Annotated in this window: 15 protein-coding genes and 1 riboswitch; of the genes, 1 reads left to right on the forward strand and 14 read right to left on the reverse strand. The window is 42.0% G+C overall.

The annotated features are described in order from the left end of the window. Window positions 1-85: 85 nt before the first annotated feature. Window positions 86-270, reverse strand: a riboswitch (Lysine riboswitch). A 240-nt stretch (window positions 271-510) separates the two neighbouring features. Further along, window positions 511-1,629, forward strand: a complete 1,119-nt coding sequence (locus Q7657_RS10315; protein ID WP_060989289.1) for a pyridoxal-phosphate-dependent aminotransferase family protein — start codon at window positions 511-513, stop codon at window positions 1,627-1,629. Window positions 1,630-1,682: 53 nt separating this feature from the next. Here Q7657_RS10315 and Q7657_RS10320 read toward each other — a convergent pair whose 3' ends face one another. The 14 genes from Q7657_RS10320 to Q7657_RS10385 all read right to left on the reverse strand — a co-directional run bounded on the left by Q7657_RS10320 (window position 1,683) and on the right by Q7657_RS10385 (window position 19,824). Next, entirely contained in the window at window positions 1,683-3,422 is a 1,740-nt protein-coding gene (locus Q7657_RS10320; RefSeq protein ID WP_107166941.1) for a PglL family O-oligosaccharyltransferase, read from the reverse strand. Between the two features lie 77 nt (window positions 3,423-3,499). Beyond that, entirely contained in the window at window positions 3,500-6,325 is a 2,826-nt protein-coding gene (gene uvrA, locus Q7657_RS10325; protein WP_107166940.1) for an excinuclease ABC subunit UvrA, read from the reverse strand. Between the two features lie 129 nt (window positions 6,326-6,454). Then, on the reverse strand, window positions 6,455-7,327 hold the full coding sequence (gene galU, locus Q7657_RS10330; RefSeq protein ID WP_107166939.1) for a UTP--glucose-1-phosphate uridylyltransferase GalU: 873 nt from the start codon (window positions 7,325-7,327) through the stop codon (window positions 6,455-6,457). Window positions 7,328-7,449: 122 nt separating this feature from the next. Beyond that, window positions 7,450-8,298, reverse strand: a complete 849-nt coding sequence (locus Q7657_RS10335; RefSeq protein WP_107166938.1) for a glycoside hydrolase family 16 protein — start codon at window positions 8,296-8,298, stop codon at window positions 7,450-7,452. Between the two features lie 9 nt (window positions 8,299-8,307). Next, window positions 8,308-9,234, reverse strand: coding sequence for a glycosyltransferase family 2 protein (locus tag Q7657_RS10340; RefSeq protein WP_107166937.1), 927 nt, complete (start codon window positions 9,232-9,234; stop codon window positions 8,308-8,310). 26 nt (window positions 9,235-9,260) lie between these two features. Then, window positions 9,261-10,172 (reverse strand): glycosyltransferase family 2 protein, encoded by a 912-nt coding sequence (locus Q7657_RS10345; protein ID WP_258178286.1) that lies wholly within the window; start codon window positions 10,170-10,172, stop codon window positions 9,261-9,263. A 28-nt stretch (window positions 10,173-10,200) separates the two neighbouring features. After that, a complete protein-coding gene (locus tag Q7657_RS10350; RefSeq protein ID WP_107166935.1) occupies window positions 10,201-11,133 on the reverse strand; it encodes a glycosyltransferase family 2 protein in 933 nt (310 codons plus the stop codon). Further along, window positions 11,126-12,109, reverse strand: a complete 984-nt coding sequence (locus Q7657_RS10355) for a glycosyltransferase family 2 protein (protein ID WP_053987994.1) — start codon at window positions 12,107-12,109, stop codon at window positions 11,126-11,128. Before Q7657_RS10355 ends, Q7657_RS10350 begins: the two co-directional genes overlap by 8 nt. 35 nt (window positions 12,110-12,144) lie before the next feature. Further along, window positions 12,145-13,578 (reverse strand): oligosaccharide flippase family protein, encoded by a 1,434-nt coding sequence (locus tag Q7657_RS10360; protein ID WP_107166934.1) that lies wholly within the window; start codon window positions 13,576-13,578, stop codon window positions 12,145-12,147. Window positions 13,579-13,667: 89 nt separating this feature from the next. Continuing rightward, a complete protein-coding gene (locus Q7657_RS10365) occupies window positions 13,668-14,624 on the reverse strand; it encodes an NAD-dependent epimerase/dehydratase family protein (protein ID WP_107166933.1) in 957 nt (318 codons plus the stop codon). Then, on the reverse strand, window positions 14,621-15,859 hold the full coding sequence (locus Q7657_RS10370; protein ID WP_107166932.1) for an O-antigen ligase family protein: 1,239 nt from the start codon (window positions 15,857-15,859) through the stop codon (window positions 14,621-14,623). Before Q7657_RS10370 ends, Q7657_RS10365 begins: the two co-directional genes overlap by 4 nt. 60 nt (window positions 15,860-15,919) lie before the next feature. Next, a complete protein-coding gene (locus Q7657_RS10375) occupies window positions 15,920-18,046 on the reverse strand; it encodes a GumC family protein (RefSeq protein WP_107166931.1) in 2,127 nt (708 codons plus the stop codon). A 21-nt stretch (window positions 18,047-18,067) separates the two neighbouring features. Continuing rightward, window positions 18,068-18,607 carry a polysaccharide biosynthesis/export family protein gene (locus Q7657_RS10380; protein ID WP_081001658.1) on the reverse strand — a complete coding sequence of 180 codons (540 nt, stop codon included), beginning with the start codon at window positions 18,605-18,607 and terminating at the stop codon, window positions 18,068-18,070. Next, window positions 18,604-19,824 (reverse strand): outer membrane beta-barrel protein, encoded by a 1,221-nt coding sequence (locus Q7657_RS10385; protein ID WP_258178285.1) that lies wholly within the window; start codon window positions 19,822-19,824, stop codon window positions 18,604-18,606. The genes Q7657_RS10380 and Q7657_RS10385 overlap by 4 nt, the downstream gene beginning before the upstream one ends. Window positions 19,825-20,031 lie beyond the last annotated feature (207 nt).

Raw genomic sequence — 20,031 nt, forward strand, 5'->3', positions numbered from 1 at the left:
CATAAACAAATTATAAGGTAGGCTATTTGTCTGGGAGTATTCCCGACATCCTGTCAGGAGAGCGTGAGAAGTGAATTAAGTGCACTTACCCAGAAGCTCCCCACCACATTCATTGTTGAGCGTGGTGACAGCTAGAAGGATTCAACCTTCATAGCCGATATAACTTAATCCCCGAATAAGTCATACCTCGGCGTTACTCTCCCTCTCATAATGGCTATAGGGTGGGGCCCTGTCATTATGATACCTAGGTAACGCTCCTCTTCCGTATTGCTGTAACCCTATACAAGCACATAAAAGCTTGAATAAATTATCATCTCATTGAATAAGATTTGTAACCCTTTTGTCAAATGTTATGTGACAAATAATTTACATTTAAAATTAAGCAACTGTGCGTAAGGGATGCGACATCGACTCTTGCGTCAATGAAAAGGCTCTAATACTCTTAAAACGATAGCAACCCGTTCCATACAAAAAATATCTATAGGGACTATGACTTTACGGAGCAAAATAATGACAATTACCAGTTTTATTCCGCCACATAGAACACTGATGGGGCCGGGGCCTTCAGATATTTACCCGCAAGTATTACAAGCACTCAGTCGACCAACGGTAGGCCATTTAGATCCCTTGTTTATCGGCATGATGGATGAGTTAAAACAGCTACTGCAATATGCATTTCAAACCAAAAATCCATTCACTATTGCTGTTTCTGCGCCGGGCAGTGCAGGGATGGAAGCGTGTTTTGTTAATCTCGTTGAGCCTGGCGATAAGGTGTTAGTGTGCCGTAATGGTGTTTTTGGCGAGCGTATGCGTGAAAATGTTGAGCGCTGTGGTGGTATAGCAGTTGTGGTTGATAATGAATGGGGGACGCCAGTATCTCCCGATCTTGTTGAGCAAGCATTACAAGATAATCCTGATATTAAAATTGTCGCTTTTGTTCATGCGGAAACTTCAACTGGCGCATTGAGTGATGCGAAAACACTGGCTGAAATTGCCCGTAAACATGATTGTTTAACCATCGTTGATGCGGTGACATCTCTCGGTGGTGTGCCATTGCTGGTGGATGAATGGCAATTAGATGCGGTCTATTCTGGTAGTCAAAAGTGTTTGTCTTGTACGCCGGGGTTATCGCCGTTAACGTTTTCCCAAAAAGCGATTGATAAAATCCAGCAACGTAAAACCAAAGTGCAAAGCTGGTTTTTAGATCAAAGTTTAGTATTAGGTTATTGGAGTGGTGAAGGCAAGCGTAGCTATCACCATACCGCACCTGTAAATAGTCTATATGCGCTGCATGAAGCGTTAGTACTGCTGCATAATGAAGGCTTAGAAAATGCGTGGCAGCGCCATCGTAATGCCCATGAAGAGCTTAAAGCAGGACTTGAAAAATTAGGAATCCAATTTGTGGTAGCAGAAGCGTCACGATTACCACAACTCAATGCTGTTTATATTCCTGACGGTGTTGATGATGCTGAGGTTCGCAATGAATTGTTGCAACGCTACAACTTAGAAATCGGCGCAGGATTAGGTGCGTTGGCTGGAAAAGCGTGGCGTATCGGTTTGATGGGCTATGGTGCAAGAAGTGAAAATGTTGCGCTGTGCTTAAAAGCGCTAGAAACCACATTGAAATAATCTATTGATGAGTAAATAAAAATGGCTACCGAGTGGGTAGCCATTTTTTATGGTTATTTCGCCGCAGACGTTGTATTTGCTTGGCTGGTTTGCTGCTCAAAATCTAAATCAGGAAATAAGAACAGCGCTTCATCTCTGATTTGTGATGCTTGCTCTTTGTTGCCGAGGGCATCGTAAGCAAGGATCAGGTTTTGATACAGTGCTGGTCGCGGCCACGCTTTGGCTTTTTCGGTTGCCCATTGAATATAGTCTTCAATCAGCGCTGGTTTATCGCTACCAATACCAAGTTGCAGTTGGGTAAGTTGTAAGTCCCAATCAAAACGGTTTTTCCACGACCATGGGTTATTCACCTTAAGTAGATAGTCGATGTTTACAGGTCGAGTTGTTTCAAACTTGGTGAGCTGCCAGCCAGAATACAGCGTTGTTACCATAAAGCTTGAAATGAAAATTGGAGTGATCAGTGCGAAAACTTTTAATCCTAATACGTATTGTAGGGAGCGTTTATGGTATTTCGCTGTGAGGTTATCAACCCAAAAAATAAGGATGATAAAGCTCAGCCAATGAACTAAAGAGTGGTAGAACGGGTACTCTAATTGTGTGTGCAATACGATAGGGAAAAATAATCCTATTAAGGCTAACTGGGTGCCATTAGGCGCTTTTCTTATTTTTACCATTACCGCAAATGCAGCAAGCAATAAGCCGATAAGTGGCACAATACCGCCTTCATCTGCCCAGAAAAGTAATTCGTTATGTGGGTGATCTAAACTTGGAACACCTGCGTGTTGTGTTGGATCTTCATTGTGCCACAGCGCAGTTTGAGTGATGTAAGCAGCTTCAAACTTTCCATAGCCATAACCAGTGAGAGGTTTAGTGGTAAACATCTCATAGGCTTGTGGGAAATGGATTGCTCTCAAACTTTCTAAACTGGTACTGTTTTCTTTTGGTGCCCAGTTTTCAGTTGATGAAATATTCCAAGCAAGGCTCAAGCTTAATGCAATCATCAATAACCATAAGCGTTGTACTTGTTTGGCAGCAAAGCGACGTAAATATGGCAGCATTAGTGCTACACCAATAATTGCACCTAACCAGCCGGTACGAGAGTTCAACACCACTAACATCGGAATAGTGAGGACAGGGGTTATGAGTAATATGACATGTAGCCATGACCACTTACCACGATATAGCGGAATACGTGCTAACAGGTAAGTGCCAATCACTAAACCTGTTGCAAGAAAGCTCGCCATTACATTCGGTTGTTGAAAAATACCATAAGGTCGGTTAGCGATAGTGTCGTAGCCGATAGGATTCTTTGCTGGGATCCAAAGGTATTGATACCACGCAAACACCGCTTCAATCAGTACACCGAGTAAAATAAACCACAACAAACGTTGGCGCTGTTGGTGAGTGAACACGAACTGTTGCAAGCTGACAAAAAACAGAAATCCAGCCCACAAGGTAAACAAGCGATTAAACGCTGCACCAGCATCGGCATTAGGATAAAAAACAGGGAGAGTTAGCAGTACACAGCAAGCAAATAGCAAAAGTGTCAGACGAGAATAACGCCAGATTTGTTGGCGACAAATTTCAAGTAAGCCAAAAGAGATAGCGAAGCTAAAAGGGATCCAAACTGCAGCGTTAAATGAGAGCTCAAGCCCTGAGCCGCCTGGATTATGTTGGAAATAGTGCATTGCAACAATAAAGATGATCCCAATTGTCGCAAGAAAATAGCGTACTAAGGGTTTTGAAATCCGTTTCTGCTCGAGTCTGGTGCCTTCGAGTTGTAACACTGTCATGGTTGTTCCTGAGTATGAATAAGCAAACAGGCTGATCAATATCAGCCTGTTTTAATATATTAACGTGTTTTCATAGTCTAACCTAGCAGCGGTTTAAGGAACCTTGCTGTGTGTGAGCCCTTCACTTTAGCCACAGCTTCTGGGGTGCCTGTTGCGATAATTTCACCACCACCACTACCGCCTTCAGGACCAAGATCGATGATCCAGTCGGCCGTTTTAATTACATCTAAGTTATGTTCGATCACCACGATAGTATTACCTTTATCACGCAGTTTATGCAGTACCGTTAGTAGCTGCTGAATGTCGTGGAAGTGTAAACCTGTGGTTGGTTCATCAAGAATATAAAGCGTTTTACCAGTATCTCGTTTAGATAACTCTTTGGCCAATTTCACACGCTGTGCCTCACCGCCAGATAATGTTGTCGCAGCTTGACCTAAACGGATATACGATAAACCAACATCCATTAAGGTTTGTAACTTTCTTGCAATAGCGGGAACCGGATCAAAGAATTCTCGAGCATCTTCCACCGTGAGCTCTAACACTTCATCAATGGTTTTACCTTTATAGCGGATCTCTAGCGTTTCGCGGTTATAGCGCTTCCCTTTACAAGCATCACAAGGCACATAAACATCAGGTAAGAAATGCATTTCAACCTTAATAACACCATCACCTTGGCATGCTTCACAGCGACCACCACGAACGTTAAAGCTAAATCGCCCTGGTTTATAGCCGCGAGAACGTGCTTCTTGAGTACCAGAGAATAGCTCACGGATTGGGGTGAAAATCCCCGTATAAGTCGCTGGATTTGAACGCGGGGTACGACCTATTGGGCTTTGGTTTATGTCGATAACTTTATCAAAATGCTCTAGATCTTGGATCTCACGGTACGGTGCTGGGGTCCCAGTCGTTGCGCCATTTAATTTATGATGGGCGATTTCAAAGAACGTATCGTTAATAAGCGTTGATTTGCCTGAGCCAGAAACACCGGTAATACAAGTAAACAAACCAACAGGAATTTCAACATTGACATCTTTTAGGTTGTTACCCGTAGCACCTAATAGTTTAACTGTTTTTTCAGGATCAAATGGTGTGCGCTCAGCAGGGATTTCAATCGCTTTTTTACCGCTGAGGTATTGGCCTGTTAATGATTCTTTTGATTTTAAGATATCTTTAACGCCACCTTGCGCGATGATATTACCACCATGTACACCTGCGCCCGGACCAATATCAATCACGTAATCAGCGGCACGAATAGCATCTTCATCGTGCTCGACCACAATCACGGTATTGCCTAGATCACGCAGATGGATAAGTGTGTTGAGTAATCGTTCGTTATCACGCTGGTGGAGACCAATGGATGGCTCATCTAATACGTACATGACGCCAACAAGTCCTGCACCGATTTGGCTAGCAAGACGAATACGCTGTGCTTCACCACCAGATAAGGTATCTGCGCTACGAGACAGACTTAGGTAGTTTAAGCCGACATTGATTAAGAAACTTAAACGCTCGTTGATCTCTTTTAAGATCTTCTCGGCAATTTGCGCACGTTGACCGGTTAAGGTTAACTCATCAAAGAATTGGTGTGCGCCGCTAATACTCATTTCACAGATTTGTGGCAAGTTAGTCTCACCGATAAACACATGGCGAGCTTCTTGACGTAGGCGTGAACCATGACAGCTTGAACAAGGCTTAGTGGAAACAAACTTGGATAATTCTTCACGTACTGAGTTTGATTCAGTTTCACGGTAACGACGTTCCATATTATTGAGGATCCCCTCAAATGGATGGCGTCTTACGGTAATATCACCACGATCGTTGATGTATTTAAATTCGATATCGGTAGTACCCGAGCCGTTCAAAATCACTTCTTTGACTTTCTTTGGCAGCGAATCAAAAGGTGCTTCAACATCGAATTTGTAATGCTCAGATAAGGATTTGAGCATTTGGAAATAATAGAAATTTCGTTTATCCCAGCCTCGGATCGCACCACCAGATAAACTGAGTTCACCGTTTTGAACCACACGTGCAGGATCGAAGTATTGTTGTACCCCTAAACCATCACAAGTGCCACAGGCACCTGCTGGGTTGTTAAACGAGAACAGGCGAGGCTCTAACTCTTGCATGCTGTAGCCACAATGCGGACAGGCAAAGTTAGCTGAGAAAACTTGCTCTTCGCCTTCTTCATCAGACATTGGCGCAATCACTACAGTACCACCTGAAAGCTCTAACGCAGTTTCAAATGATTCGGCTAAACGGATCTGAAGATCGTCACGAACTTTGAAACGATCAACCACGACCTCGATAGTGTGTTTTTTATGAAGTTCTAATGTTGGTGGATCGGAAAGATCGCATACCTCACCATCAATACGGGCACGGATATAACCTTGTGCGGCTAAGTTCGCTAGCGTCTTAACGTGCTCACCTTTACGCTCTTTAATGATAGGTGCCAGTAGCATCAGCTTACTACCTTCAGGTATGGCTAATACTTGATCGACCATCTGGCTAACAGTTTGTGCCGCAAGCGTAATATCATGGGTTGGACAGCGAGGCTCACCTACACGTGCATACAATAAACGCAGGTAGTCGTAGATCTCTGTGATAGTACCGACGGTTGAGCGTGGGTTGTGTGAGGTGGACTTCTGCTCGATGGAAATGGCAGGTGAAAGCCCTTCAATATGGTCAACATCAGGTTTTTCCATTAAGGATAAAAACTGACGGGCGTAGGCAGAAAGAGATTCAACATAACGACGTTGTCCTTCAGCATACAAGGTATCGAAAGCCAGAGAAGATTTTCCCGAGCCTGATAACCCTGTGATAACGATAAGCTTATCGCGAGGGATCGTTAGGTTGATATTTTTAAGGTTATGGGTGCGGGCACCCCTGACTTCGATGTTATCCATATCAGTGATGATTCTTTTATTTATAAGAACGGTTAGTATTTCATAGTCGATCACAATGAGCAAAAAATACTGATTAAAAACACAGTAATTTGGATAAAAAAAATCCCGCAGTTAAGCGGGATTCTGTGGTTATTTCTTGCCAGTTTGCTGTTTTGCCAACTCTTTGTGTTTACCTTTATTGTAAACATGTTCAAAGCAGTAGTTGGTTGCATCGATGTAACCTTCAACGCTACCACAGTCAAAACGCTTACCTTTAAATTTGTAAGCTAATACACAGCCTGTTTGTGCTTGTTGCATTAGGGCATCGGTAATTTGAATTTCACCGCCTTTACCCGGCTCTGTTTGTTCAATGATATCGAAGATATCAGGCGTTAGAATGTAACGACCGATGATTGCTAGGTTGCTTGGCGCTGTACCTGGCTCTGGTTTTTCAACCATGTTATCTACGCGGAATAAGTCATCACGTAGCATTTGACCTGAAATCACACCGTACTTGTGGGTCTCTTCTTCTGGCACTTCTTCAACGGCTACAATAGAGCAGCGGAATTGCTTATACAGCTCAGCCATTTGCGCTAGTACACCTTGTTGCTCTTCATCTGTTACACAAAGATCATCGGCAAGGACTACTGCAAATGGTTCATTACCTACAAGCTCACGGCCTGTTAAGATAGCATGACCTAGACCCTTCATTTCACGCTGACGGATGTAAGTGAAGTAAGCTGAATCAATGATGTCACGAATATCAACGAGCAATTCTTCTTTATTCGTACCGCTAATTTGATGCTCTAGCTCGTAGTTCTTATCGAAGTGATCCATTAATGTGTTTTTACCACGGCCTGTAACGATACAAATACGGTTCATACCTGCTTGGATCGCTTCATCAACACCGTATTCAATCAGTGGTTTGTTGACCACTGGCATCATTTCTTTTGGCATTGATTTGGTTGCTGGTAAAAAGCGTGTGCCGTAGCCAGCGGCAGGGAAAAGACATTTTTTAATCATAATGTGTCCTAATATCGATTCAGAATAATCACGTTATCTGTAATTATTGTTTCGTAATTGAGAGGATAAAAAGAGTAAATAAAGCCTTTATTATTTAATAGATAAAGGCTTTTTAATTTGTTTTATTTCAAATCATACACGCGAACGTAATCAATTAAGAATTTCTGTGGGAAGATCGAGTCGTCAATACCTTGTTGACCACCCCAGCCACCGCCAATAGCCAAGTTCAAAATTAAGTACATAGGCTTATTAAATGGCCACGCTTCACCGTTACGTTGCTGAGTGTGATACAACTTACCGTCGTAATAGAAACGTACTTCATTATCGTCCCACTCGGTCGCATAGGTATGAAAGCCATCTTCAAGTTTGTCATCTTGGATCACACCAGGTATTGCGTTACCTAATGTCTGGTTACGATCGGATTTATGGGTCGTGGAATAAGCAAAGTGAGGGTTGTAGCCGACGTATTCCATGATGTCGATTTCACCACAATCAGGCCAGCCAACGGTTTTAATGTTGTCACCCAGTAGCCAAATAGCAGGCCATGTGCCACGCCCTTGCGGTAATTTCGCACGCACTTCTACACGTTTATGTATCCAAGAATGCTTACCTGCTGTAGTTAAACTCGCAGAAGTGTAATAAGCGTATTTGCGTTGCTGGTGCCAATCAGTACCTTTAGGATCGTAATCGGCATTAGGCACAGTTTCTTTCAGCGCTTCAATCACCAAGTTACCGTTCTTAATACGCGAGTTCTTACTACTGGTGGTGTAGTACTGATCTTCTTGGTTACGAACAAACTTGGTTTCGTAGGTCCAATCATCAGGATTTGGACGCGTTCCTGTATTAAATTCATCAGCCCAGATAAGGTGTTTATCTTGTTTATCTACCGTATGAGATGCAGTGGCATATTGTGCTGCATAGGTGTATCCAGAAAATAAAACCAATGCGCTAGCGAGAAGAGTTTTTTTCATAACAGACCTTTATTTGTTAAGCACTTTATTAAGGCGTTTTTTCACGGGTAGCGATAACAACAACGCCGACTGCGGGTATTTAATCATGTCGATAAATGCTGAAAGATCTTTGTGCTTTAGCTTGGCAACAATCTCTAAATATTTACGTGCTGTGTGCATATTTTGAGTGCGATATTGTTGAGCTTTCGTTGCGTCAGCATCAAAGTTAAAGCTATTAACTAATTGAGTGTCATATTTCAGTAAAGTATCGATATGCTCGATATTAATGACACGGGAAATAGATCCTTCACGGATGGTATAAATGTAACCACAGTAATCGACAACTTGGGCTTTAGCGCCAAAGGCTAAGCAGTTAGCTAAGAAATAATAGTCTTCGCCAATCTTCACTTCAGGCCAGTAACGCACTTGATGTTGTTTGATAAACGCATTGCGAAATAGAGGTTTAACATAGCCTGTCGAATGCACATCACTGAACATTAGATTGGTTGCAATGAGATGAGCAAGGCTAAATGTACCTACAGGTAGTTCTGCATGGTTATAAATCGCTGCGGTTTGTTTGCCATCTGGCATTTGTTCACAGAAGTTATCGATAATGATATCGGTATCATCCGCTGCCATTTTTAGCATGGTAGCAAGGCGTTCTGGTTTCATTGCATCGTCAGAATCGACCACTGCAATCCATTCCCCTTGAGCGGCTTGAAAGCCTATATTTCGTGCCGCGCCTGGTCCACCATTTTGCTCGCTGGTGATCACTTTTACTCGAGGATCAGGATGTTTGCTGACTACTTCAACCGTATTGTCGGTTGAGGCATCATCGACCACTAACACTTCAAGCTCAACGCCGGTTTGTTGTAAAACAGAATCAATGGCTTGAGTAATAAATTGAGCTGAGTTCCATGCTGCCATGACCACGGAAACTTGGATTGGATTCGCCATGTATGGGTATCTCTTAATAATTCAGATCAAGTGTAGCTTTTAACGTTGGCAAAGAAGCCATAGAAGAAGCCACAGCCATGAACAAGATCGCCTAAGGAATTGAGAATGCTTCGATTTGGCAGCAAGGCATCTGGCAGTAACATCAGTGCGCCTTTGGCTAAATATGCTGAGCCTTTGAATAGACAGCGTGCATAGCTTTTCGCTGGTGGATTAATGCAAGATTCAATTTGAAGCTCGGTGGCACCAATACGGAAACGACGTTTGAGCGCCCATTTCACATTAAGACGCTCAGGGCTAATGAACTCACTAATGATCGCGTTTTGTACCCATAAGATCTTGCCACCATGACGACCCACTTGTTGGAACAATGCCTTATCTTCACCACCGAAAATTAGCTTGTTATTAAACGCTAATTGGTTTTGTGCAAAGAAGTTCAGATCAAGTAATACGTTATTGGTTGCCGCCCAAGTAAGCTCGGCACCATCAGCAAGTTTACGTTCATGGTAAACATTGGCTGCGGTGTACAAGGTTTCTGTGTTGTCGGGATAAATCGGAAATTGTGGCCCAGTGGTCACTTGCACCTGATTGTTTTGTAAGGCGGCAAATAGAGTTTGGATCCAGTTTGGATCAGCAATCGCGTCATCATCTACAAAGGCTAAATAATCAAAGCCTTGCTCTTGACCAAAGCGTAGTGCGTTATTACGTGCGAAAGGAATGCCCGCGGTGGTTTCAAGCAGATGATGAATGGTAAAAGGCGCATGCTGATAATTAGCAATCGCTTCAACCACGGCTTGATGGTGAGTTTGATTATTTTCAACAACCAAAATATCAACGCTAAATGTATTGTTGATATTTTGCTGCTGTAGGCTCTCAATACATTGGCAGAATGTCGCCATACGTGAGCCCGTAGTTAAGGTTGTGAGCAGAACTCTTTTCATAATTTAGCCACGAATAAAATCGAACAGATCAGTGAGTGTCACCGTATTGGGTTAAATGCTGTTTACCAAATAAACCACTCACCACACCAAGGTGTAGCGCAACGCGCAACTTCCAAAAATACTTTTGGCTGGTTTCTTGGTTAATGAAGCGCAACGCATAGATGTAACTGAACCCCGCTTTAGCACCAGCAAGCAATATTTGCTTTAAGCGATTGAAGGGGCTTGGGTTATCGAGTAGTAACATCTTGCCGTGGGTTTGCCCGCTGCGAAAACGACGCTGATAGAGCCAGTCATATTCAGTGCGTGCTAGTGGTACATGTTCAGAGGCTTCAGCCTGCTCGGAAAAGGCAATAGTGCCGCCTTGCATGGTTAGCTGACGAAAGAATATCGAGTCTTCACCACCAGAGCGACCATATTCCAAATCAAAGCGCAGTGGGTGCTGACGAATAAAATCAAGGTTGATTAAGGTATTACCGGAATTAGCAGTTTCAATTTTGCCACTCGGTGCGATGATTGGCTCTTTTACCGATTGTAAGTCGAGCGCTTTTACCCATTCAGGTGCTTGTTCTGGGTAAATACCCAATACCGGGCCAATCACCACATCTGCTTGTTCACGCTGTGCAGTATCTAAGTGCGCGCTGAGCCAGTTCTCTACTACAAACTCGTCATCATCAAGGAAGATCAAATATTGACTATGATCTAATGCCCACTCCAAGCAGGCATTACGGGCAATCGATATATTAGATGCAGGTGCATGTAGGTAGTGGATCGCTAATGGTGATTGAGCAGCATAACCTTCAATTAAGGTTTTTGAATTTGCCTCAACTGAGTTATCGGCGATCACGATTTGAATTTGCTTACCATCAGGGATTGCGATCTTTGCCAAGCTATCGAGCGTGTCTGTCACTTCTTGGCGATGATAAGTACATAAACCGATCGTAATTACATTAGGATCAATCATGAACAGGCTTCCTTCTTAAGGCAGGGAAGATCAAGGCTGCACAAAAGCCTAGTGACCAGCCAAAGTGCATGATCATAGCTGGGATCCCTGAAAGCTTAGCACTGAGTGGGAACTGCTCAGATTTACCTGTAGCACCTACGAGTAAACAGGCCGCAATCCATAGTAGTGCAGGCAGCGCGAAGATAAAGTGCCATTCACCAAGTAGTAACGCCATTAACAATACAGGCACGACAGATAATGGGATCAACTGGCGCAGTTTCGGGATCGTGTTGTGCTTAATACAGTTAGCAGCACGACCTTTGCCGTAGTTGTAGTATTGCTTAAATAGCGATTCTGGCGTTTTACGAGGAAAGTAAGTCATGTCCGTTTGACCGGTTAGCCAAATTTTATAACCGGCATCGGTTAAACGCTTATCCAGCTCTGCATCTTCATTGGCAACAAATGTTTCATCATAGCCACCCACTGCGCGGTAAGCAGATATTTTCATTAATGCATGGTGACCATGCTCAACCCATTTACCATCGTTTTGTGCGTTGCGGTGTGGTGAGCCACCATTGCCCAGTTTGGAGTTTTGCGCGATAGCTGCTGATACTTGAAAAGGCGTATGGCCTTCGGTGTACATACTGACAACAACAGAATCCGCTTGGTGTTTTTCAGCTTCAGCGAGCAAAGTGGTAATGAAATCTTCTGGGTATTGACCATGGGCATCAATACGGATGAAGTATTCATAATCATCACCAAATTGATCCACGGCTAAGTTCATTGCCGCACTTTGGATCTTATCTGGGTTGTGAAGCAATACAATGTGATCATCTTTTTCAGACCAACGCTCCACGATTTCTTGAGTGCCGTCATGGCTGCCACCATCAACCACAACCAGTTTACTGTTGTCTGTTAATGATGGAGAAAAATGCGTTAAAAGATCACCAATATGATCAGCTTCGTTTAAACAAGGAATGATAATTAAACAGCTCAAAATATTACCTTTAAGTCTTAGTTAAAAAGCAGAAATCACTGTCGGAAGGTGATTTTTTTATTGGATAAATCAATCGATAAAAAGTGTCGTGAAAATAGGAGCAACAACACGACATAACAGCTTAAAAAGAGAATGGCGCTAAAGCACAAATTGAAAAATTCGTTATTAAACGGCATTAAAGGCAGATGCATTGCCGCAAATGCGGTGATACCTAATGCACTGTAAATAGGCCATAAACTTTTTAAATAACGGTAAAACGAGGTTTTAATTTCACTGGTCACCAAGTAGGTCGAGGTGAAGAAATACAGCGCATTAACACCTAAGAAGCTCCACAGTACCGCATGAATATTAATGGTTGAGGCAAAGTACAATGTCGGCAGATAAATGGCTGCAATGATCATTTGTACTCGGAACCACAAACGTGATCGGTTAGTCACGATGATCGCAGTTTTGTTGATCATGCTGTATGAGATAAACAAAAATGCGATACAGAAAAATTGGAAGTAACCTGCTGAAGTGATCCATTTTTCAGAGAACAAGAAATTAAAGATCGTCTCAGAATAGATAAAGCCATACACAAACAGTGGTGAAGTGATCGCGCCTGTAATGAATAAAGCTTGGCGGATCGCCCGTTGCAAACTTTGTTGATCGTTTTGGCTGTTCGATAAATATGGCAATGACATGTCATAAGACGTGCCAGTTAAGATATCGTTGATGATATTCGATAACCGTTTGGCAATATTGAAAAAGCCTAAATCGTATTTACCGATGTTGCTACCAATCACAAAGGATTCAAAGTGGGTAGAAATACTCTCAACGGTTGTGATTAAGGTGTTATATAAACCAAATTCCCACGTTTCTTTAATTAAGCCCCAGCGAAATGACCAGCCCAGCATTTTTCGAGTCGGAATGTAGACAGCAACCAAGTTGAAAATCGAAATAATGGTTTGCGATAACACCAGTGCCCAGATATTAAAATCAAAGTAAAGCAAACTAAGAATGGTAACGGCTGAAACCATGGCGCCTAAGATAGTGCGATAACCCAAGGCTTTGTATTTTTGCTCACGGACTAACATAAACGTGAGAGTATGGCCTGCCGCATCGAAGGGCATTTTTATTGCCATTAAATAGAAAGCGAGATTAAACACCTGAGACTGAAAGCTAAAAAGATTTAAGGAAATGACAAAACAAGCGATCAGTGCAAAAGCGAGGCCGCATAACGTCAGAAACGCTAAAATGGTACTAAATTCTCGCTTGCCAAACTCTTGGTATTTAACGATGGCGCTCTGCCAGCCCGAGGGCAGAAAACTTGAAATAATGTAGATAATGGATAGTGCTAAGGCGACTAAACCAAAGTCTTCTGGAGCCAGTATTCTCGCCGTATAAGTAAATACAGCGAAGTTAATGATCGGCGGAAATAGCTTACTTGAAAACAGCCATAACATACCGGATATGGATGACTTAGACATAGGGATGTTCTTTGATGTTGATATCTAAGAGAGAGGCTCTCAGGAAAATAATGCGACAAGCGAGAACACTTGCCGCATTGATGCGGTAATTAGTCGAATTTACCGTCAGTGTCTTTAGACCAACGTGCTAACGCTGTTTGTAGGTTGCCTGGTAGTTCGATGTGGTTTTCAACTAACCAGCCAGGGTAAACATTGGTTGAGCGGATCAGTTTCATGACACGATCAGGGTGAATACCTACGTTTAGGAAGTTCACGATTTGCAGTAACTTCGCAGCACCAAGTACTACAAATTTTGGCACCATGTACACTTTCACATCTGGGAAATGCTCAGCTTTAAAGGCTTCAATGATTTGCTCTAGGGTGTAACGCTCAGGGTAAGCACCGTTAAACAATTCAAAGTTATTTTCTGTTGCGCGTGCTGCTTCAATGGCAAAGATCAAATCTTCCACATAGATGCACGCCTTAATGGTGTCTTTACGGCCTGGGTAGACAAAGAAACCTTTGCGCATCATTGCAGCAAGGCGAGTAAAGTTACCGCCTTCACCAGGGCCAAAGACAACAGCTGGGCGAACGATAGTTAGTTGATGCTCACTATTGCGTTCAAGCCATGCTTTGTGGATTTGCTCTGCTAACATTTTTGAATAGCCGTAGGCAGAATTTGGCGTTAATGGGCTGTTTTCATCTTTTTGCTCTTCACCCGGGCCGTATGGCGAAATTGAACTAGTGAAGACAATTTCTTTAATGTTATTACGCTCAGCAAACTGACAAACCGAGTTAGCACCTGCAATGTTGGTTTCGTAATACTCGTGGGTTGGATGTCCCGGTGTGGTGTGAACTGCGGCAAAGTTGTAGATACAATCAATCGGCTCATCAATCACTAAACCATCGAGGTTTCTAACATCATGAGTAATGTAAGTGACTTCGTCGTGACGCACTTTAGGTTCTCGAATATCAATCGAATAAACCTTTACACCTTCAGCAATATATTTCTTGATGTAATGGGAGGCAATAAAGCCTGAACCACCAAAAATAGCCACTGTTTTCATGAGATTGTACCTTTTTTATTTAATTGCTTTGCCTTCTGAGCGCTACTTTCAAGCTCTATCCAACAATAACAATACATGACATGCGCGATAGTGAATTGGGAGAACCAATCTACTTCTAGCACGCTTCTTGAAATGAAAAACACAAAATAAGCGACTGGGATAAAATCTCTTTTTTCAAAGTGTCCGCAAGCGATTAAACGGATGTTATAAAGCAGTCGCGCTAGTATCAGCAGGTAAATGATCAGTCCGACATAACCAAAGTGTACGGTCCAATGCACAAACATATTGTGGAAGTTGAACCCGACGCCTGGCGGAACTAACCCGATTTTCCATACTGCTTCACCAATAGGGTTACCGATTTGGAAGATGGCGTTATAGCCTGCACCTAAGATGGGAGCCTGTGCGATGGCTTTTGCGCCTTCTGCCCAGATCAGCGTTCGACTTGTCAGGGTTGGATCTTTACCGATATCAATCATAAAGTGATTGAATTCAGGTGTACCAAAGACGACATAGACGAAAATAATCACACACATCGCAAGAAAATAAATAAGGTTCAGTATGGCCTTTTGTGCGCGTTGTGTGAGTGGTGAATGAGAAAAGTGATATAAGCAAAAACAGAGAAAAATAGAGCCAAAGGAGGTCACCGTTGCCCCTAAGGATTTGGCTTTTAGTAGAACAGCGATAGAAAATAATAGCGACAGAATACCTATCAGTTTTTCCACTTTTGTTTTTGCTAAGGTATAGAACAAACCGAACCCGACAAAAAAGCCAATAGAGGCGGTTTGTGCGAGAAAGTTTTTACTACCAAGGTAGCCGATTAAAACGGTTTCTCCTGTCATACCATTGGTTTCAACACGATTTGAAACCAAACTCAATGCCATAATAATGATGACACTGGCAGACAAACCAACGAAAAAGTGTTCCTTTTTGATGTTGTAAACAACCGCAATACCAATGATGGTGGTTAGCAGGAACTGGATTGCTGCACGAAAGGTATCTGCTGGGTATTGTGACCATAAGGTCGAGAGTACCGCCAATACCGGATACACCATCACCATCCAATTATATTGGGTGCCTAATAGGGTGCGATGGAGGTGAAAGATAACGACACCACCACCGACGAGCAAAAATAATGCTGCGGCTGCAGATCCTAGAAAGGTATTCCAAACCAGCGCTGATGTAATGAGGAAAGAGGCCACTAACCCTATGGCTGTATCTTTTTTTATCTCAAGCATAGTGTTATTTGAAGCCAGCCATCACGGGTGATGACTGGCTAAACCTTATAAAAAGAAGCCTTACAGCACTTTATTAATCACAACACCATCAATGTTTAACTCATAAGCGTTAAATTTATGCAGTGTTTGTTCGACATCATTACGTTTGGTTTTATTTGCCGAAACGGTTAATAAAATCACGTCTGCGGCTTTTGCAACGATAAATGCATCACTGGTGATCAAGCTTGCTGGTGTATCAATGATCACCTTATCAAACTGCTGTTTTAGATCGTCTAAAAGTGCAGTGAAGCGTGGAGATGACAATAATTCTTGGGGATCGGAAACAGGCTCACCGGCTGGGATCATCACAAAATTATTCTGGTTAGATTTTGTCATCACATCGCTAAGCGTTGCTTTGCCTTTTAATATCTCACTTAAGCCTTGAGGGGCAGATAAGGCTGTACCTTGGTTATGTAAATCAACCTGTACTAGCGCAACTTTCTCTGATTGTGCAAGGGAGCGAGCAAGGTTAGTTGCTAGCGTTGTTTTCCCTTCTTTAGCTAAAGCTGAAGTGATCATAATTGTGCGTTGATCGTCTGTGATCGCAAGGTTTAACGCGGTACGTACATTGCGAATGCCTTCGAAGAACATCGGCTTTTCTTTAGCATTTAACGCATCTTCATCAATCGGTATTTTCTTTTTCGCTAGGCGCTTAATAAATGGAATATTACCTAACGAGAACAGTGGGAAATAACGCTCAAACTCTTCTGATGATTCGACCGTGGTATCAAAAAATTGGATTGCAAACAGTGCACAAAACGAAAGCATTAAGCCAACGATACTCGCGATCAGTACATTCTTCTTAATATTTGGACCAGATGGGTACGCTTTTAATGCGTAATCGGTAAAGTGCGCAATTGAGTCTTTGTAGTTCTCTGTTGCAATGGTCGCTTTTTGACGCTCTAAGAAGGCCTTTAATAGCTGTTTATTTGTATCAACATCTTGCTGTAGTGCTTGATAGTGTACTTTCTTAACGGCTAACGATTGGAACTGTTCTTTTTTCTTTTCGATCTCTTCTTTAATTTCACGTTCTTGACGTTGGTTACTTTCAAGTTCTTTTTTCACGCCCTCAACGAGGCGCTTCAACATACGATCTTTACGGGCACGAATAGCGGCTAGTTGCGATTCCGCTTCAAGCATTTTTTCGTGTTTAGGACCGTAGCGTTTTGATAGCTCAGCGACCACATTTTCAGCATCGGTTTCCGCATTGGTGATATCGCGGATTTGTGGGTGGTTAGAGATCTCGCTGATGGCATCAATTTGGTTGTAACTTAAATGGCGAGTACCACGTAGGGTGGTGTATAGCGATTCTGTTTGTACGCGTTTATCTGTAATCGCCGCTAAACGGTTAGTTAAATTGATGAGTTCACTATTAGCCAGTTCATCAACAGCAATGGTATTAACTAGTTGCTCTTTGGCTAAGTAATCGGTCAGTTTTTTTTCTGAATCACTTAACTGTTTTTTTAGTTCAGTTAAACGAGAAGTCAGCCAAACAGAGGCTTTTTTATTACTTTCTTCATTAATATCAATGTAGTAATTGATATATGCCTGACCAACAGCATTAGCAATGTTTGCCGCTAAAGAGGGATCTTTTGAGGTGTAAGTGATCATCACCAACTGAGTTTTATCGATTGGTGTGATAAGTAAGCCCTTAGCGAAAATTTGCAGTGCTTTCAACTCTGCTGGTGTGGTGTGAGTAAGGCTTTGATCTACTTCAACACTGCCATCTGATGGCTGCTTAAAGTCAATCAACCACTGCTTAATACGTGATTTCAGTGAAGGATGATTAGATTTAGGCACACCCATAAAGTCTGGGTTGTTAGTTAAATCTAAATTCTTAATCACTTTTTCTGCAATTACATTAGATCGTAATAAAGCATATTGTGTGGCGTAGAACTCTTTTTGGGTTGGATCGTAGTTCGGTAAGTTTTGCAGCGAAATCGGCTTAGGTGGCGTTGCATCGATCATTAACGTCGATGTTGCAGAATAGGTATTGGTCGAGATCGGTGATTTTAGAAAAGCCAGCGTAGCGAAAATTGCTGTAACTAAGATAATCCAAATCCAATTACTTTTAATGCGATTAAAATATTTAGAGAAATTAATCGTTTCGTCTTTTACAACCAACTCTTCTGGTGATTTAAATAACATATTAATTTAACTCAATAAAAATTAGAAAAAGCTTTGTCCCACAACGATGATATCACCGGGTTCAACTTCCATATTGATGCTGGCATCATCTGTTTTCAGTTTATTGTTCGCATCTTTAATCGTGATATCGTCAGTGTCTGCGCGATCAGTGAAACCACCTGCGAGCGCCACTGCTTTCTCTACACTTAAATTAGGTTGGTATTCATAACCGCCTGGGCGTCTGACTTCGCCACCAACATAGATTTGCTTGAAGTTAAGCAGATTCACCATCACTTTAGGATCGAGTAAGTAATCACCTTTTAAGCCATGGGTGATTTCATCTTTCACTTGGGTCAAGGTTTTACCTGCGACAGTTACCGAACCTAAATAGGGGTAATTGATCTGGCCACTCTCAGGAATAAGCAGTTCATTAAAGGTTAAATTGTCTTCGCCATAGACTTTAATTTGGATCTTATCACCAGGCGATAAAAGGTAATGTGCAGTATCAATTTGTGCGGCATAGACATGTGTTGTCAATGTGAGGAATAGGAAGCACAAACACATTTTTAGTTTATTTATCATAGTGAATCCAATTTAAAATTAGCGGAAAAATACACAATATTTTGGTCGTAATCGTTTTCTGGCACCGTGGAGCGATTACTTTCTTTTGTCCATCCCGTGACAAAGGTTAAGTAATTTCTAAATACATAGCCAATAGAGGCTTCATAACCGGTTGTTTTATCGGTTCTCAAGCCACTGGTATATTCATCGGTTAAGTAGTCTGCCTTAAGTTCGCTGTACAGACGATTAAGCCAAAAATGTTTCCAGGCAAAATTGTAATAAGTTTCTTTGCGATAATCGTTTTTAGCATCAGGATCGAGAATTTCTCGCTTTGTTTCTAAGCTAAAGGTCGAGTGTTTAACTGGGGACCAAAAGAAATCCCCACGCCATGATAAACCACTAAATGCAGGACGGTCTGGTTGGCTAAAGCTTTTATTTTGCCAACCTAACATTAATGAACCATGAGTATCTTTATTGATCCCAAGTTTGGTGCCAAGAAAGAAATAACTGGTGTTGTTATCAAGCGTGCTATCGGCAAAACGGTTGTATAAATAAGTACGGTCTTGGTTTTCTACGCGGACAAAAAATTCACTGACATCTGAGGGACGATAAGTAAATTGGCCTTCGAGTAGGATGTCATTGAAGTCATCAAAACGGGTTGATGATAAATCAGCGGCACCTGGTAAGTGACGATAATTTTTAAACCGTTTGGTATTAAAGCCTGCGCCAAATTCTAATCGCCCACGAGCCCATTGTGCGCCATAGATATAATCGAGCATACCGTGCTGTGCGTCGTATTTAACTGGCTCTGTGACATAGGGCAGTAGATCATCGCGAATATCAGCACGTCCATCATGAGATTTAATATATTGATATTTGAACTTTATTTTATTACGCATTGTGAAATGCTGTTCGATATCAAGCTCTAAATTATGATCGGTGTAATCGTCTTGCTTGCTGTCTAGGTATGTCGCTTTTTTAGCGTAATAGGTTAGATCGTAAGTATTGGTACTCTTTTCGCCGTTAATAATAAAGCCAGGTGTTAGCTCGATTATTGGCGATGAAATAGGATCTTTGGGTACTTGAGTGATGTTGTCATTGACTAAATACTTAGAGAAGACAAAAGGTGTGACTTTTACATGTAGGGGGTTGGCCCATACAGGAAATGCCATGCAGCCAGAGAATAATAGCAGTCCTATTTTTTCACGCATGTCTTTTTGATTCTCAGATTTAAACACGCTACCGCCCTTAGGTTTAAAGCTCCCAAAGTGCTTAGCTGATCAACGAAAATTTAAAGAGTATTTATCTTTGAAGTAACAATTATATTAATCCACTAAGAAATAACGATAGGAAGTAAATTTTGATACGCCTTTATACTCTTTAGTTACCATTTTGCTACAACCTCAAGATAATAAATGTATCTTGCCTCTCAAAGTTAGAAGCTA

The organism is Candidatus Photobacterium acropomis (assembly GCF_030685555.1).
Classification (GTDB): Bacteria; Pseudomonadota; Gammaproteobacteria; order Enterobacterales; family Vibrionaceae; genus Photobacterium; species Photobacterium lucens.

Excerpts from the sequence above, each read along its gene's own strand:
- Q7657_RS10315 (WP_060989289.1), top strand. The coding sequence starts at position 511 with ATGACAATTACCAGTTTTATTCCGCCACATAGAACACTGATGGGGCCG.
- Q7657_RS10320 (WP_107166941.1), bottom strand. The coding sequence starts at position 3,422 with ATGACAGTGTTACAACTCGAAGGCACCAGACTCGAGCAGAAACGGATT.
- uvrA (WP_107166940.1), bottom strand. The coding sequence starts at position 6,325 with ATGGATAACATCGAAGTCAGGGGTGCCCGCACCCATAACCTTAAAAAT.
- galU (WP_107166939.1), bottom strand. The coding sequence starts at position 7,327 with ATGATTAAAAAATGTCTTTTCCCTGCCGCTGGCTACGGCACACGCTTT.
- Q7657_RS10335 (WP_107166938.1), bottom strand. The coding sequence starts at position 8,298 with ATGAAAAAAACTCTTCTCGCTAGCGCATTGGTTTTATTTTCTGGATAC.
- Q7657_RS10340 (WP_107166937.1), bottom strand. The coding sequence starts at position 9,234 with ATGGCGAATCCAATCCAAGTTTCCGTGGTCATGGCAGCATGGAACTCA.
- Q7657_RS10345 (WP_258178286.1), bottom strand. The coding sequence starts at position 10,172 with ATGAAAAGAGTTCTGCTCACAACCTTAACTACGGGCTCACGTATGGCG.
- Q7657_RS10350 (WP_107166935.1), bottom strand. The coding sequence starts at position 11,133 with ATGATTGATCCTAATGTAATTACGATCGGTTTATGTACTTATCATCGC.
- Q7657_RS10360 (WP_107166934.1), bottom strand. The coding sequence starts at position 13,578 with ATGTCTAAGTCATCCATATCCGGTATGTTATGGCTGTTTTCAAGTAAG.
- Q7657_RS10365 (WP_107166933.1), bottom strand. The coding sequence starts at position 14,624 with ATGAAAACAGTGGCTATTTTTGGTGGTTCAGGCTTTATTGCCTCCCAT.
- Q7657_RS10370 (WP_107166932.1), bottom strand. The coding sequence starts at position 15,859 with ATGCTTGAGATAAAAAAAGATACAGCCATAGGGTTAGTGGCCTCTTTC.
- Q7657_RS10375 (WP_107166931.1), bottom strand. The coding sequence starts at position 18,046 with ATGTTATTTAAATCACCAGAAGAGTTGGTTGTAAAAGACGAAACGATT.
- Q7657_RS10380 (WP_081001658.1), bottom strand. The coding sequence starts at position 18,607 with ATGATAAATAAACTAAAAATGTGTTTGTGCTTCCTATTCCTCACATTG.